15 protein-coding genes and 1 pseudogene are annotated in these 13,966 nt (G+C 71.6%); 9 read left to right on the top strand and 7 right to left on the bottom strand.

Annotated features, from left to right (window positions below; translation table 11 throughout):
* Positions 1 to 108 precede the first annotated feature (108 nt).
* Positions 109 to 309: pseudogene (locus ACQUQD_RS39430) on the bottom strand (hypothetical protein); the annotation flags it as partial.
* A 391-nt stretch (positions 310 to 700) separates the two neighbouring features.
* On the opposite strand from ACQUQD_RS39430, the gene ACQUQD_RS39425 reads away from it, so the two are divergent.
* Positions 701 to 1,468 carry an SDR family oxidoreductase gene (locus ACQUQD_RS39425; protein ID WP_428957041.1) on the top strand — a complete coding sequence of 256 codons (768 nt, stop codon included), beginning with the start codon at positions 701 to 703 and terminating at the stop codon, positions 1,466 to 1,468.
* Positions 1,469 to 1,515: 47 nt separating this feature from the next.
* Here ACQUQD_RS39425 and ACQUQD_RS39420 read toward each other — a convergent pair whose 3' ends face one another.
* Positions 1,516 to 2,412 (bottom strand): LysR family transcriptional regulator, encoded by an 897-nt coding sequence (locus ACQUQD_RS39420; RefSeq protein WP_428957040.1) that lies wholly within the window; start codon positions 2,410 to 2,412, stop codon positions 1,516 to 1,518.
* A 293-nt stretch (positions 2,413 to 2,705) separates the two neighbouring features.
* Between ACQUQD_RS39420 and ACQUQD_RS39415 the strand changes: the two genes are divergently transcribed.
* The gene (locus ACQUQD_RS39415; protein WP_428957039.1) at positions 2,706 to 3,272 is read left to right on the top strand and encodes a helix-turn-helix domain-containing protein; all 567 of its coding nucleotides are present in this window, start codon (positions 2,706 to 2,708) and stop codon (positions 3,270 to 3,272) included.
* A 145-nt stretch (positions 3,273 to 3,417) separates the two neighbouring features.
* On the opposite strand, the gene ACQUQD_RS39410 is transcribed toward ACQUQD_RS39415, so the two are convergent.
* Entirely contained in the window at positions 3,418 to 3,705 is a 288-nt protein-coding gene (locus ACQUQD_RS39410; RefSeq protein ID WP_428957038.1) for a chaplin, read from the bottom strand.
* A 921-nt stretch (positions 3,706 to 4,626) separates the two neighbouring features.
* On the opposite strand from ACQUQD_RS39410, the gene ACQUQD_RS39405 reads away from it, so the two are divergent.
* The 3 genes from ACQUQD_RS39405 (at position 4,627) to ACQUQD_RS39395 (ending at position 6,353) form a co-directional block, all read left to right on the top strand.
* Positions 4,627 to 5,028: a hypothetical protein gene (locus ACQUQD_RS39405; protein WP_428957037.1), complete on the top strand. Its 402-nt coding sequence runs from the start codon at positions 4,627 to 4,629 to the stop codon at positions 5,026 to 5,028.
* A 43-nt stretch (positions 5,029 to 5,071) separates the two neighbouring features.
* Positions 5,072 to 5,560, top strand: coding sequence for a DUF4383 domain-containing protein (locus ACQUQD_RS39400; RefSeq protein ID WP_428957036.1), 489 nt, complete (start codon positions 5,072 to 5,074; stop codon positions 5,558 to 5,560).
* A 142-nt stretch (positions 5,561 to 5,702) separates the two neighbouring features.
* Positions 5,703 to 6,353 (top strand): fasciclin domain-containing protein, encoded by a 651-nt coding sequence (locus ACQUQD_RS39395; protein ID WP_428957035.1) that lies wholly within the window; start codon positions 5,703 to 5,705, stop codon positions 6,351 to 6,353.
* A gap of 214 nt (positions 6,354 to 6,567) precedes the next feature.
* Here ACQUQD_RS39395 and ACQUQD_RS39390 read toward each other — a convergent pair whose 3' ends face one another.
* Entirely contained in the window at positions 6,568 to 6,813 is a 246-nt protein-coding gene (locus tag ACQUQD_RS39390) for a hypothetical protein (RefSeq protein ID WP_428957034.1), read from the bottom strand.
* A gap of 205 nt (positions 6,814 to 7,018) precedes the next feature.
* Here ACQUQD_RS39390 and ACQUQD_RS39385 point away from each other — a divergent pair, with 205 nt between their 5' ends.
* Entirely contained in the window at positions 7,019 to 8,005 is a 987-nt protein-coding gene (locus ACQUQD_RS39385) for an NAD-dependent epimerase/dehydratase family protein (protein ID WP_428957033.1), read from the top strand.
* A 12-nt stretch (positions 8,006 to 8,017) separates the two neighbouring features.
* Here ACQUQD_RS39385 and ACQUQD_RS39380 read toward each other — a convergent pair whose 3' ends face one another.
* Both ACQUQD_RS39380 and ACQUQD_RS39375 read right to left on the bottom strand, forming a co-directional pair.
* Positions 8,018 to 9,127, bottom strand: coding sequence for a sensor histidine kinase (locus tag ACQUQD_RS39380; protein ID WP_428957032.1), 1,110 nt, complete (start codon positions 9,125 to 9,127; stop codon positions 8,018 to 8,020).
* A 163-nt stretch (positions 9,128 to 9,290) separates the two neighbouring features.
* Positions 9,291 to 10,028: a response regulator transcription factor gene (locus ACQUQD_RS39375; RefSeq protein ID WP_428957031.1), complete on the bottom strand. Its 738-nt coding sequence runs from the start codon at positions 10,026 to 10,028 to the stop codon at positions 9,291 to 9,293.
* Positions 10,029 to 10,142: 114 nt separating this feature from the next.
* On the opposite strand from ACQUQD_RS39375, the gene ACQUQD_RS39370 reads away from it, so the two are divergent.
* Genes ACQUQD_RS39370 through ACQUQD_RS39360 form a run of 3 tightly spaced genes read left to right on the top strand, consistent with a single transcriptional unit; the run spans position 10,143 to position 12,276 of the window.
* Complete coding sequence (locus tag ACQUQD_RS39370) at positions 10,143 to 10,895, top strand: glycosyltransferase family 2 protein (RefSeq protein ID WP_428957030.1); 753 nt, start codon at positions 10,143 to 10,145, stop codon at positions 10,893 to 10,895.
* The gene (locus ACQUQD_RS39365; RefSeq protein ID WP_428957029.1) at positions 10,892 to 11,509 is read left to right on the top strand and encodes a TIGR04282 family arsenosugar biosynthesis glycosyltransferase; all 618 of its coding nucleotides are present in this window, start codon (positions 10,892 to 10,894) and stop codon (positions 11,507 to 11,509) included. Before ACQUQD_RS39370 ends, ACQUQD_RS39365 begins: the two co-directional genes overlap by 4 nt.
* Positions 11,506 to 12,276, top strand: coding sequence for a class I SAM-dependent methyltransferase (locus ACQUQD_RS39360; protein WP_428957028.1), 771 nt, complete (start codon positions 11,506 to 11,508; stop codon positions 12,274 to 12,276). The genes ACQUQD_RS39365 and ACQUQD_RS39360 overlap by 4 nt, the downstream gene beginning before the upstream one ends.
* Positions 12,277 to 12,629: 353 nt before the next feature.
* Here ACQUQD_RS39360 and ACQUQD_RS39355 read toward each other — a convergent pair whose 3' ends face one another.
* Entirely contained in the window at positions 12,630 to 13,871 is a 1,242-nt protein-coding gene (locus tag ACQUQD_RS39355) for a molybdopterin-dependent oxidoreductase (RefSeq protein WP_428957027.1), read from the bottom strand.
* Positions 13,872 to 13,966 lie beyond the last annotated feature (95 nt).

The raw sequence follows: 13,966 nt of genomic DNA, 5'->3' as shown, positions 1-13,966 counted from the left end.
CCTGCGGCCCGGCCGGACCGACGGACCGGCCGGGCACGTCAGCCCTCGTATGTGGAGGTGCTCTGTCGGGTACGAGGGCCGTCTCGTAAGGCATCTTTCGAAACGCTTGCGCGCGTTGCGCTCTGCGGCGGCGTGCCACCAGCCGGGTGGAGAGGGGCCGGTGACCGTGGCGTTGGGCTGGTCGGGGTGCAGCCCGAGCCGTCGTAGCGCGATGGCGCGGACCTGCACGTCGAACCAGCCGTGCCAGTGGCCGTCGGGGCCGATGCCGCAGGCCAGATCCCATCGGATCTCGTCAGCGCCGAAGGGCATCCAGTCGATGCCGCGGTCCCGCAGTCAACCGCGGGCGGCGGCCATCGGCGCGGGGCGACCCGGCAGGTTCTCGTACGCCGCGATGCTGATCCAGTCGTTGCTCGGTGCGGTCATGTCTCCCATGATGCCCGGCCGCCACGCGTGACCGGCGGCGGGACGGCGCTGGAGGTGGACGGCACTCTCATCCTGTTCGACCTCGCCCACCCGCTGCTGTATAGGGATCCCCTATATCCCCTACTGATATTTCGTCTTTGCCTCGCATTCTTTTCCGGACCTACGGTGAAACCGCTCGACGGGGCACCCTCCGCGATTCCTCCGGACATTCGCGCTCTGGGCACGTCGATTCCTTTTCCGTCGAGCGGGAAATCAGGCCATCGAGAGGACAGGCGACATGACCACGATCGAGAACGGATCGGGAACGCGAGAACTCGCGGGAAAGCGAGCCCTGGTCACGGGTGGCACACGCGGCATCGGCGCGGCCGTCGTCCGCCAACTCCTTGACGCGGGCGCGCAGGTGCTCACGACGGCCAGGTCGGCGACGAGCACGGCACCGGAGGGCGCCACCTTCGTGAAGGCCGACGTGCGGACCCGGGCCGGAGCGGAAGCGCTCGCCGCGGCCGCGCAGGAGACGCTCGGCGGGGTGGACATCCTGGTCCACAACGCGGGCGGGGCGCAGCCGTTCAAAGACTCCGCGGCGATTCCCGACGAGGAGTGGCAGGACATGCTGGACCTGAACTTCCTGGCGTCGGTACGGCTGGACGCGCTGTTGGTCCCGGGGATGCGGGAACGGCGTTCGGGGATGATCGTGCACGTCTCGTCGGCCGCGGTCCTCACCCCGGTAGGACCGTTCCTGCACTACACGGCGGCGAAGGCGGCACTGGAGAACTACAGCCGGGGGCTGGCCGCGGAGCTGGCCCCGTCCGGAATCCGGGTGAACGCCGTGAGTCCCGGCAGGGTCACCACACCCGGCGGCGAGGCGACGCGGGAGCAGTGGGCGCGCGTGACCGCGGGGCCGGGCCCGGACAACGCCACCCCGCTGGGGCGCGACGGTCAGCCCGACGACATCGCCCATGCGGTGCTGTTCCTCGTGTCCGACCGGGCGAGCTGGCTGACCGGGAGCAATCTCTTCGTGGACGGCGGCGAATTCCCCAGGGGCTGACACCGTTCGACGAGAAGAACTCAGCGCCGCCTCCTTCTCACCGGCCGTCAGGAAACCGGTGAGAAGGAGGCGGAATCGGACCAGGATTCTTTGCGCAGGAATTCGAGCAGAGCCGTTTCCGCCGGGCCCGCGCCGGGCCGGAGCACGGCGAGGACGGGCTGGGACACGACCGGGAACACCGGTCGCGCGAGGTGGTCGTGGCCCTCGGGCACCGCGGAGGCCGGGACGAGCGTCACGCCGAGGCCGTGAGCGGCCCAGCGCACGGCCGTCGCCGTCTGCGACACGCGGGCGCCCGTGGCGGGGGCCCGATCGCTGTCCCGCAGCACGTTCGTCAATACGCCGTCGAGTGCGCTGTCACGGTCGAACCTCACCCACGGCTCCCCCTCCAGCTCACGCAACTCGACCTGTTCGGCTTCGAGTTGCCGGTGCCCGGGACCCAGCACCACGACGAACTCCTCCTCGCCGAGGTGGTGGGCGTCGGCGGGGCTCCGCTCGCACGCCGCCATCAGCGCGAGGTCCAGCACACCCCGGCGGCACAGCCGCTCCAGCTCCGCGGAGCTCGGCTCCTCGAAGACGGTGACCTCCACGCGCGGGTAGCGGCGGCGCAGCGCGCGCAGCGCACCCGGCAGCTGCCGCGTGCCGAAGCCCATCTGCACGGAGACCACCAGTTCGCCGACCAGCTCATCGGCACCGGCCCGCGCCGTCGCCCTCGCCCGGCGCGACGCGGTCACCGCGACCTCCGCCTCCCGCAGAAACGCCCGGCCGACCACGGTGGGCACCAGACCGGTCGGCGTGCGGGCGAACAGTTCCACGCCGAGCTCCCGCTCCAGGCCACGGATCTGCTGGGACACCGACGGCTGGGCGACACGCAGGCGCTCCGCCGCCGCGGTCACCGAGCCCTCCTCGGCGACGGCCAAGGCGTACTCGAACTGGCGAAGACTCATCGGCTCCCGTGCCCTCCTTGCGGTGCACCGCGGTCCACCGTCGCCATCGTTGCATTCGTCGCAATAGCAGGTAACTCAGTTCCATCAGCGGAGATTCCCGTGCACACGGCGGGAGCCGATCCATGCTCGGGAGCAGTCGGCCTACTGCGCGCTGGGCGACCGGAGTCTGGCCTCCGACCTGTGGTGGTGGCACTACGTCTGACGAGAACAGCCCGGATACCGGACGTTGGTGCATACGGGGGAACATTCGTCTCGTGCGATCACGTGACACCACTGCCGGTTGTCATACGGTCATGACGACAACCACCACGTCCGTTCCCCCGATGCCGTCCCGCCCCACGCGCCGGGACGGTCAGGTCACTCTGCCCTCGCCCGCGGAACGAGCCCGCCTGTGCCGATCCTGGAACCTGTCACCGCAGCAGGTCGCGACGGCGTTCGGCGTGACACCCGCAACGGTGCGTTCCTGGGAGAGCGGTCGCACCAGTCCGACCGGGCTTCGCCGGGCCGCCTACGCCGCCTTCCTCAACGGTCTCGCACACGCGCTGACCACCGCGGCACCCGAAGAGGGAGCCGTCCAGCCACCCCGGCCCCGGACCGAGCGCACCCCCGCACCGGCCACCCCGATCACGGAGTCCCTCCCGGCACCGGCATCACCGCCTGCCGCGGAGACGACGATCGCCCAGCTCGTCGTGCCGACGCTCCGGTCACTGCCGACGCCGGCAGCCGCGCTGCCCGTCGGAGGCCCACCCGACCCCGTCTCACCGGCGCGACGCAGACGCTTCTGGATCCTGGCGGCGTCGGCAGGCGCATGGAGCGTGTTCACCCACCTGATGCTGACGACGCCGCTGCCTCATCCGTGACAGCAGGTTCACCGGGCGGGCCGCACCCGCCCGGCACAGAAAGGCCGGGTCTGGTGCCGCCCGCCCCAACAGGCGGCACCAGACCCGGCCCGCCACTCATCCCGGAACCGTCAGTGGATCTGCTCCCGGCGGCACGCGCGGGACGTTACTTCCACATGCCCCAACCACCGTGCTCCCCGCCCCAGTTGTCACCCGAGCCGTTGGCGCAGGTGTTGCCGAACGCGGGGTTCAGCAGACCGATCACGCTGACCGTGTTGCCGCAGACGTTGACCGGAACGTGCACCGGCACCTGGACGACGTTGCCCGACAGGACCCCCGGCGAACCCACCGCGGAGCCCTGCGCACCGCTGTCGGCCGACGCGGCACCCGCACCGGCGATGACCGCGCCGCCGACCGCGACCAGAACCGCTGCGCTCTTCAGTACACGAGACATGGAGTCTTCCTCATTGCTCGAACAGCACCGCCACGTCGGACGGTGCGAGGAGCCGATCGCCCCTCGGGCGGAATCCGCACTGGGACGGGGTACGGATTGGTGGCTTCGCCCGTATTCACCCGTCTGGGCCAGGTCTCGCACATGCGCGTCCATGCCTCTGGTTGCGCAGCACGGCACTTCCCTCTGCCGGTGGCGCGTCGAGGTGGTGTACGCCGCCCTGTCGCCGCGGCCCTCGGCAGTGGCGATGACGCCCTACCCGCATCCGGGTCCGCGCGGGCGCGCCTGGGGTACATCACGGATGGCGGCGAGCACCGCTTCCCGCAGGGCCGCGGACGGTTCCTCCTGCACCTGACCGCTGAGGTCCACCTCTGCGGCCGGACGGCACTCGGCACCCCGGTCACCACCCCGTACACCTGTCGCGCCGGAAGAACTGCCTGCGTCGACCTGTTTCCTCGCCCTGCGCCGGCACGCCACCCAGCCCGCCGCGACCCGCAGTGCGTGATGTGGTTTCACGGTCTCTCCCCCTACATCTCGACGGGCTCTCCTCCGGGCGCCCGGCCACGCTGTGACGCAGGCGGCATCACAGGCTCCAGCCGAAGGGAGCCACTTTCCCTGGACGGATTCCTCGCCCGTAATCCGGCGCCCTTCCCGGCACGGCTTGGTCACCGCGCTCGCTCTCACTCCCTCGCACGTATCCATCTCCATCGCTGAGGACGCGGGTCGCCCTAAGGCGCGAGCAACGCCGGGCAAGCGTTTTAAGACCCTATTTGCAGCTTGGAGAAGTTTCTTCCGCATTTGGCCAATCCTTACCGCGAGCGGCATCGGATTCCCGGTGAGGGACACAGCTCTCCTGTTGTGGCATCGACACGATCCGTCCGGGGTGCAGGGACGGCGGGGGCGGGACGACGAAGGGAACCGGCCATGTCACACGCGACAGTGCGCGCCGGGATCTGTGCAGCGGCCCTGACCGGCGTGTGCGCTCTCTCAGGAACGGCCGTCGGCAGCGCCCAGGCATCGGACCGAACCCCTGATTCCTGGGGTGACGGCTGGAGGCACAGCGCGCCGCGGCACGAGAGCACGGGCCACGACCACGCCGTCCCGGCCGTGGTCACCGCATGGTCCGAGGTGTACGTCCGTGACGCCCCGACGACACACGCCGAGGCGACCTCGAGTCTGCCTTCAGGAGCGCACATCCGGCTGTTCTGCCAGACGAGCGGCGAGCACGTGAACGGGACGTCGACCTGGTACTTCGACAACGATGCGCACGGCTGGATCAGTGCCGCCCATGTGCATCCCACTTCGTGGCAGCCGCCCAGCTGCTGACCGTATCGCTCACCACGCCGAGGGGGGCGAAGGAGGCAGAGCCATGGCCACGATCCATGCGCGTCCACGACATGTGCAGTTGGACGACCATCTCCCGGTCGACCACCGCCTCAGCCGGATCTACCGGATCAGCGCCGGCGTCATGGGCGTCTTTCTGCTGGTCTTCGGGATCCTGGGGCTCGTCCACCGCATCGGCTTCTTCGACACCGGCGCCGACACGGCTCTGGGGCTGAACACCAACGGCGCGCTGAGTGTCCTGTCCGTCGTGGTGGGAGCCGTGCTGCTGGCCGCCGCCGTGCGCGGCGGCAACACCGCGTCGACCGTGAACATGGTGCTCGGCATCGCCTTCCTCCTGGCCGGCTTCGCCAGCCTCTTCGCGCTGGACAGCGACTACAACTTCCTCAACTTCCGCATGCAGAACGTTTTGTTCAGTTTTGCCGTCGGACTGCTGCTGATGACCGGCGGCATGTACGGACGCGTCAGCGGAGGCCTCCCCCACGACAACCCTTACTGGCGTTCCCGGCACGAGTGACGACCGGCGATCACGGCGACCGGCAACACAGGGCCCTCATTTCACTCGTTGGAATGAGGGACCAATCCGGTGGCCCGACCGTTCCGGATTCCCGGCGATGAAGGCAGACGGCCTTCACTGGTCCGATCGTTGAGGGAATGCCATGCAGAGTCGAGTCCGTCGTATCGCCGTTGTTGTCGCTGCTGCCGCCATGCTGCCGCTGGCCCTGACCGCCTGCTCCGACAGCGACTCCAAGGACAAGGCCTCCGACACCGCGTCCTCGGCCGCCTCCAAGGGCTCCGACATGGCCAGCCCCTCCGACGACACGAACGCGATGAGCGAGCCCTTCGGCCCCGCGTGTTCCTCCGTGCCCAAGGACGGCGCGGGCTCCTTCGACGGCATGGCCAAGGACCCCGTCGCCACCGCCGCCTCCAACAACCCGGCGCTGTCGACCCTCGTCACCGCGGTGAAGAAGGCCGGCCTCGTCGACACCCTGAACAACGCCAAGAACATCACCGTCTTCGCGCCCACCAACGACGCCTTCGCCAAGATCCCCAAGGCCGACCTGGACAAGGTCCTCAACGACAAGGCCCAGCTCACCAAGATCCTCACCTACCACGTCGTGGGCCAGAAGCTCGCCCCCAAGGACCTCGACAACGGCTCCTTCGACACCCTCGAGAAGTCGAAGCTCACCACCGCCGGCTCCGGCGAGAACTACAAGGTCAACGACAGCGCCAACGTCGTCTGCGGCAACGTCAAGACCGCCAACGCCAACGTCTACATCATCGACACCGTCCTCATGCCCAAGAGCTGACACCGCACCACGGCACAGGACGGCCGGGCGGGTCGTGAGGTGTATCGCGTCGTACACCTCATGACCCGCCCGGCCTTTGTTCCTGAGCGGCATCCGGCTGTTCATGAGCGGAGACCGGCGCGGCACGGACCGCCCGCCGTCATGCCTCAGCGCCCGCCGGCGCGGAACGCGCTGACGGACGCCGAGGAGTCGGTGCGACGTTGCGGCGTGACCGCTACAGGCCCACACCCAGGCCGAGCCCGAGACCCAGACCGATGCCGCCGCCGTAGTAGTGGTCGTGGTTCCAGTGCCCGCCGTGGTGGTGGTGCCAGCCCGGACCGTCATCGGACGGCAGGCTCTGGACGGACGCGGTGGTGGCCGGGTGCGCGGGCGTGGCCGCCTGTGCGGCGCCCGCCAGCGGCAGGGCCACGGCGCAGCTCAGCACGGCAACAGCGGCACTCTTGGCAAGAATCGTGCGCATGAGGGACTCCCTTGTCCTGGAACATCAACGTCTTCGACGCTAGGGGGCCCGCCCCTGCCACGCGCGTTGGATCATGACCCCCTGTAGTCGGCAGGCAGGCGGACGAGCCGCGTCGGGGCCCGGAACAGGCGCCGGCTGCTTACGGATCTGTGACGCGCGGGCCCGGTCCGGCGCTTCGTCGGCGCTGCGGACCTACCGTGGCGGCATGCGTGTACTGGTCACCGGCGGTGCCGGGTTCATCGGGTCCCATGTCGTCGAGGCGCTGACGGCGCGCGGGCACGAGGCCGTCGTCTTCGACGTGCGGGACGATCCGGGCGCCGACGTGCGGGATCCGGAGGCGATCGCTCGCACCCTGGACGGGGTCGACGCCGTCTGCCACCAGGCGGCCATGGTCGGTCTCGGGAACGGAGTCGTGGACGCGGCGGAGTACGTCTCGCGCAACGACCTGGGGACGGCGGTGCTGTTGTCGGCCATGGCCGCGGCGGGCGTGGGGCGGCTGGTCCTGGCCGGGTCGATGGTCGTGTACGGGGAAGGCCGCTACGAGTGTCGGCGGCACGGACTGGTGCGGCCGGGTCCGCGGGACGTAGGCGACCTGGATGCGGGCCGGTTCGAACCGAAGTGTCCCGTGTGCGAGGCCGAGTTGGAGCCCGGTGTCGTCGGGGAGGACGCGCCGGCCGATCCGCGCAATGTGTACGCCGCCACCAAACTCGCCCAGGAGCATCTGGCCTCGGCATGGGCACGCAGTACGGGCGGGACGGCGCTGTCGCTGCGCTATCACAATGTGTACGGGCCGCGAATGCCCCGCAACACCCCGTATGCCGGCGTCGCTTCGTTCTTCCGGTCCGCGCTGGCCCGTGGTGAGGCACCGCGTGTCTTCGAGGACGGGCGGCAGCGGCGGGACTTCGTCCACGTACGGGATGTGGCGGCGGCCAATGTGGTGGCGCTGGAGGCCGAGGCGGCCCCGGGCACGCTGGCCGCGTACAACACGGGAAGCGGTGTGCCGCACACGGTCGGGGAGTTGGCGCGGGCGCTCGCCGGGGCGTGCGGCGGGCCGGAGCCGGTGGTCACCGGTGAGTACCGGCTGGGGGACGTACGGCACATCACCGCGGACTCGTCGCGGCTGCGGGACCGGCTCGGCTGGCAGCCCGAGGTCTCCTTCGAGGACGGCATGCGGGAGTTCGCCCAGGGGTAGCCGGCCTTCGGGCTACGGAGCCGCAGGCAACGTGACCTCGAAGCGGCAGCCGCCCGGGATGTTGCGGACCGTGGCCCGGCCCTGGTGGGCCTCGACGATGCCGCGCACGATGGCGAGGCCGAGCCCCGCGCCGGCCGGGGGCGTCCGGGCGTTGGTGTCGCGCCAGCCGGTGTCGAAGACGCGGGGCAGATCCTCCTCGGGGATGCCGCCGCAGCCGTCCGTGACGGACACGACGACGCCGTCGGCGCAGCGCTCGGCGGCGACGGCGACCGTGCCGTCCGAGGGGGTACGGCGGATCGCGTTGACGAGGAGGTTGCCGAGGACGCGGCTCATCTCCTTGCCGTCCACCTCGACCGGGACCGGCTCGACGCTGTCCCCGGTGAGCCGCACCCCGTGTTCGCGGGCGAGCGGATCCGCCCCGGCGAGGGCGTCACCGACCAGGTCGTACAGGGAGATCCTGGCCGGGCTCAACGGCAGCGATCCGGCGTGGATGCGGGAGAGTTCGAACAGGTCGCCGACCATCCCGTTGAGGCGCTCCACCTCGGTGCGCATCTGGGCGAGGTAGCGTCCGGGGTCGGTGGCGACCCCGTCCTCCAGTGCCTCCGCCATGGCGCGCAGGCCCGCGAGCGGGGTGCGCAGATCGTGCGAGATCCAGGCGACGAGTTCGCGCCGGGAGGTCTCCAGAGCGCGTTCGCGGGTCCGGGAGGCGGCCAGTTTGGCGCTGGTGGCGGCCAGTTCCCGGCTGACCTCCTCGAGTTCGGCGGTGGCCGGCGTGTGCGGGGCCGCGAAGTCGCCGCCGTCGCCGAACGAGCGGGCAGCCACGGCGAGTTCACGGCTGCGGGCGACGACCCGTCGGCCCAGGACGAGTGCGGTGGCGAGGGAGACGACGGCCGCCATCGCCACGACCGTGGTCACCACGGTCAGGTCGTGCGGGGACAGGAACATCGCCCAGGCCACGGCTAGAGTGCCGGCGAGCATCGCCACCACGCCGACCGCGGCGACGACGGCGAGCGAGGCGGTGAGGGACCGGCGGCGCAGCAGACGCAGCGCCGCGGCTCCGACAAGGCCGGTGGCTGCGGCACCGGCGAACGCGTAGAGGGCGATGAGGAGGTTGTCGTGCACGGTGGGTCGTCCCTGGTTCTCGGTCGTTGCGGCTGGTCCGTCGGATCGGTTCTTCGGCCGTCGTGCTCGGTGCCTGTCCGGCGGTAGAAGTCGCCGGCTCCGGGTCGGTGGATGCCGTCGGCACCGTTCGTCCGCCGGCCGGGGGATCGCCGGCGCCGGTCCGTCAGGTCGGCTGCGGTGCGGGGTGCGGTTCGAAGCGGTAGCCGACGCCCCAGACCGTCTGGATCAGGCGGGGACGGGCCGGATCGTCCTCGACCTTGCCGCGCAGGCGTCGGATGTGCACCGTGACGGTCGACAGGTCGCCGAACTCCCAGCCCCATACCTCGCGCATCAGGTCCTCGCGGCTGTAGGCCCGTCCGGGGTGCCGCAGGAAGAAGGCGAGGAGGTCGAACTCCCTTAGGGTGAGCGCGAGTTCGGCGCCGTCACGGGTGGCGCGGCGGGCGCCGGGGTCGACGGTGAGGCCCGCGGCGCGCACCGGGTGCCGGTCGGTGTCGGGGCGGGCGCGGCGCAGTACCGACTCCACGCGCAGGACCAGCTCGCGGGGGCTGAAGGGTTTGGTGACGTAGTCGTCGGCGCCGACTTCCAGGCCGAGGATGCGGTCGTCCTCGTCACCCCGGGCGGTGAGCATGATCACCGGAACGGGGCCCCGCGCGCGCATCCGGCGGCAGACCTCCAGACCGTCCATGCCGGGCAGCATCAGGTCGAGCACCACGAGGTCGGGGCGGTGCGCGGCGGCGCGGGCGAGGGCGGCGGGGCCGTCACCCGCTCGGTCGACGTCGTAGCCGGCCCGGTCCAGGTACCCGGTGACGACCTCGGCGACAGTCGGATCGTCGTCGACGACCAGGACCCGGGCCGCCCCGTCCGGGGCCGGAGCCCTCTCGGGCTCGTATGACTGCTGCATTCCTCCACCCTGACACTCCTGCGCGACGGACGGAGGGCCCGGGGCGTGCGCGAGCGCGGACGTCCGTGTTTCGTAAGGAACCGAAGTCCCTAATGTCCGTTTGCCGCTCGTAGGGTGAAAGCCGTGACAACCCCATCAGCACCAGTGGTCGACGTGGTCCTGCCCTGCCTGAACGAGGCGGCGGCCCTCCCCTGGGTACTCGAACGCATTCCTCCCGGCTGGCGCGCGATCGTCGTGGACAACGGATCCACCGACGGTTCGGCCGACCTCGCCCGCGGCCTGGGCGCGCTGGTCGTGCACGAGCCGCGGCGCGGCTTCGGCGCCGCGTGCCACGCCGGCCTGGAAGCGGCCGGCGCCGACATCGTCTGCTTCTGCGACTGCGACGCCTCCCTCGATCCCTCCCTCCTGGTCCCCTTCGTGCGGGAGGTGCGCGCCGGTGCGGCCGATCTGGTGCTGGGCCGCCGCCGTCCGGCGGGCCGCGGCGTGTGGCCGGTCCACGCCCGCGTCGGCAACCGCGTACTGGCCCGCATGACGCGCCGCAGGACCGGCCTCGCCCTGCACGACCTCGGACCGCTGCGCGCCGCGCGCCGGGAGGCGCTGCGCGCGCTGGAGCTCACCGACCGGCGCAGCGGCTACCCGCTGCAGATGGTGGTGCGGGCCGCCGACTCCGGCTGGCGGGTCGTCGAGCACGACGTGCCGTACCTGCCGCGTACCGGCGTCTCGAAGGTGACCGGGACCTGGCGCGGCACCTGGCACGCGGTACGGGACATGCGCCGGGTGCTGGCGGAGCCGCCCGTGACCGCCGGATCCCCCGCACAGCAGACGTCCGGACGGCAGCAGTCCGTACAGGAAGGGCGTGTCCGGTGACCACGTTGCTCGTCATCGCCAAGGAGCCACGCCCGGGGCGGGTCAAGACGCGGCTCACCCCGCCGTTCACGCCCGAGCAGGCCGCCTCACTGGCCGAGGCCGCTCTCGCGGACACGCTGGACACGGTGGCCGCCACCCCGGCGGACCGTCGCATCCTCGTCCTCGACGGGGCTCCCGGGCCGTGGCTGCCGCCCGGCTTCGACGTCGTACCGCAGGTCGCGGGCGGTCTCGACGCACGGCTCGCGGCCGCGTTCGCCGGCTGCGCGGGGCCCGCTCTGCTGATCGGTATGGACACCCCGCAGGTCACGCCCGAGCTGCTGAGCGTGGACCTCGCCGACGGCGACGCGTGGTTCGGCCCCGCGGCCGACGGCGGGTTCTGGGCTCTCGGCCTGGCCACGCCCGATCCTGCGTTGCTGCGCGGCGTGCCGATGTCGACACCGGAGACGGGCGCCGCACAGCGCGAGCGGCTCGTCGCCGCCGGGCTGCGGGTGCGGGATCTGCCGGAGCTGCGTGACGTCGACACCGCCGACGACGCCTGCGCCGTCGCCGCGCTGGCCCCCGGGAGCCGGTTCGCCGCCCGCCTGGCGCGATGTACGCCGGCGGTACGCCGATGAGCGCGCCGGTCGCCGGCACCGTGCCCTGGGCGAAGGCCGACCCGTACGCCGTCGCGTTGCGCGCCGGCCGGGGCCCGCTGTTCCTGCGCCGCACCGACGGCTGGCTGCTGCCGCTGGAGGTGGAGCGCTGGTGCGCGCGGGCCGACGCGGTGGACCGTGAGGTCCTCGACCGGTGCGAGGGCGCCGTTCTCGATGTGGGCTGCGGGCCGGGGCGCCTGGTGGCGGAGCTCGTCGTGCGCGGCCGGACGGTCCTCGGCGTCGATGTCAGCGAGGCCGCGGTCGACCGCACCGAACGCCTCGGTGGCCCGGCGCTGCGCCGCTCCGTCTTCGACCCGCTGCCGGGCGAGGGCCGCTGGGACAGCGTGCTCCTCATGGACGGCAACGTCGGCATCGGCGGGGAGCCCCGCGCCCTCCTGGAGCGGGTGACCCAACTCCTCGCCCCCGGCGGCCTGGTGCTCGTCGAGACAGCGCCCGTGGATGTCGACGAGCGCGCCCACGTGCAGGTCGTCGACGTCACCGACGGGCTCGCGGACGACCGCCCCTTCCCCTGGGCGCGCGTGGGCACCGAGGCACTGCTGCGGTACGCGAGCCGGGCGGGCCTGCGTCCTGTCGCTCAGTGGTCCTCGGGCGGGCGGCGCTTCGCCGCGCTGCGCACCCGCAGCTCCGACCGGACCAGCAGCAGCGCCGAGCCGCCGAAGAGCACACCGGTGAGCAGCAGCCAGCGAGGCAGGAATCCGGCCGCCGACTGGCCGGTGGCCGACGCGTAGCGCGCGTCCGCCATCCCGCTGATCAGCGGGAACCAGACGAGCAGCAGAAGCAGGGACAGCGCGGCCGGGACCCGCACGTACCCGGCCCGCTTCCGCTGCCCCACAGCCCCGGCCGCCGCGAGCAGCGACCGGTCCGCGGCCGCGTAGAGCGGCAGCAGCACGAGGTCGTGGAGCAGCGCGGCCCCGACGATCCACAGCGCCACACCGAGCCAGTCGTCGGCGAGCAGCCGTACACCTGCGTAGGCGGCGAGCACGAACGAACATGCGAACAGCAGGAGTTGGAGAGGGCTGCCCAGCGGAAGTCGGCGTGATGCCCGCACTGAACCGCCTGTCTTCTTCGTGTCGCTCACAGGTCACAGCCTTCCGAAGGTAAGCCGGGCCACCCATTTGGTGTTCAGGACACCGGGCGCCGCGGGCACGATGATCCGCGCGGGGTAGCCGTGATCGGGGGACAGCGCCGCGCCGTTGACGGAGAGGGCGAGCAGCGAGCGCCCGTCGGCGACCTGGTTGGCGCCCAGCGCGGCGTGCCGGAACGCGCCGTGGCGCTGGAGGGACTCGACGAACACGCCCGGCAGGTCGGCGTCGTGGCCCACGAGCGCCGCGAGGTCCCGTAGCCGTACCCCGCGCCATGTCTGGTCGGAGGTGGACCAGCCTTCCACGCAGGCGATGGGCAACGCGGCGCTGTGCTGGGCGAGTCGGCCCAGTTCCGACCGGCTGAGCCGGACTGTTCCGTCGCGCCCGGTGACGACGAGGCGCCAGGAGTCCTCGCCGGTCTCCGTCGGGTGGATTCCCGCGTAGGCGGCGGCCTTGTTGATCTGGAAGCCGTTCGGTCCGCTGCCGGGTTCGGCGCCGCCGTGCGGGGCCAGGAGTGCGGTGCGTCGCAGCGGACCGTCGAAGCTGCGCCCGACCGTGGTGCCGAACAGCAGAAGCGAGCCACCGCCGACGAACCACAGTGCCCCGCGCCGCGAAACGGACGGCGCAGCCGGGTTCGGCGACACGAGTCCGCCCGCTCCTTCTTCTCCCCGGCGCATGCGCCGCACGTTGCGCAGCGCGGCCGGCACCTTGAGCGCCGCGTGTACGACGAACGCGGAGACGAAGACCCAGGCACCGTAGAAGTGCAGCGGGTAGAACGAGCCGGGGAAGAGGTAGTCGAGTTGGACGTTGAGCACGCCCGTCACGAACTCGAACAGGCCGCCGCCGACCAGCAGGAGCAGCGAGACCCGTTCCAGCGCATGGGCGACCGAGCGGACCGGGGGCAGTTCGAAGAGTCTGGGCACCACCGACCACAGCTTCGCCAGCAGGACGGGGATCAGCGTGACGCCGAGGGTGACGTGCACGCCCTGGTTCAGCCGGTACAGCCAGTGCGGGTGCGTGGGCCAGGCGAAGAGGTAGAAGCCGAGCAGCCCCTTGTCGGGGGTCTTGTCGTTCACCCGTGCCAGGTCCGGGTTGTACGCGGCGTACGAGAGGAGTCCTGTCACGAACAGCACGGTGATGCCGGCGAGCAGAACGAGGCCGAGGACCGAGGTGAGCCCGGGGCCGCGCAGCGGGCTGCGCCAGAAACCGGGAGAGGTGGGGAAGCGGGGAGCGTCGCGCATGCTGTGACCGTAGGACGGGATCACCCCGGAACCGGGTGCACGACCCATGACGAAACGCTGACGTCCGGCCCGGGCACTCCGGTCGGAGCCGCTCG

Source organism: Streptomyces sp. cg35 (assembly GCF_050410835.1).
In the GTDB taxonomy this organism is placed as follows: domain Bacteria; phylum Actinomycetota; class Actinomycetes; order Streptomycetales; family Streptomycetaceae; genus Streptomyces.
This window is presented reverse-complemented; position numbering and strand designations above follow the sequence as displayed.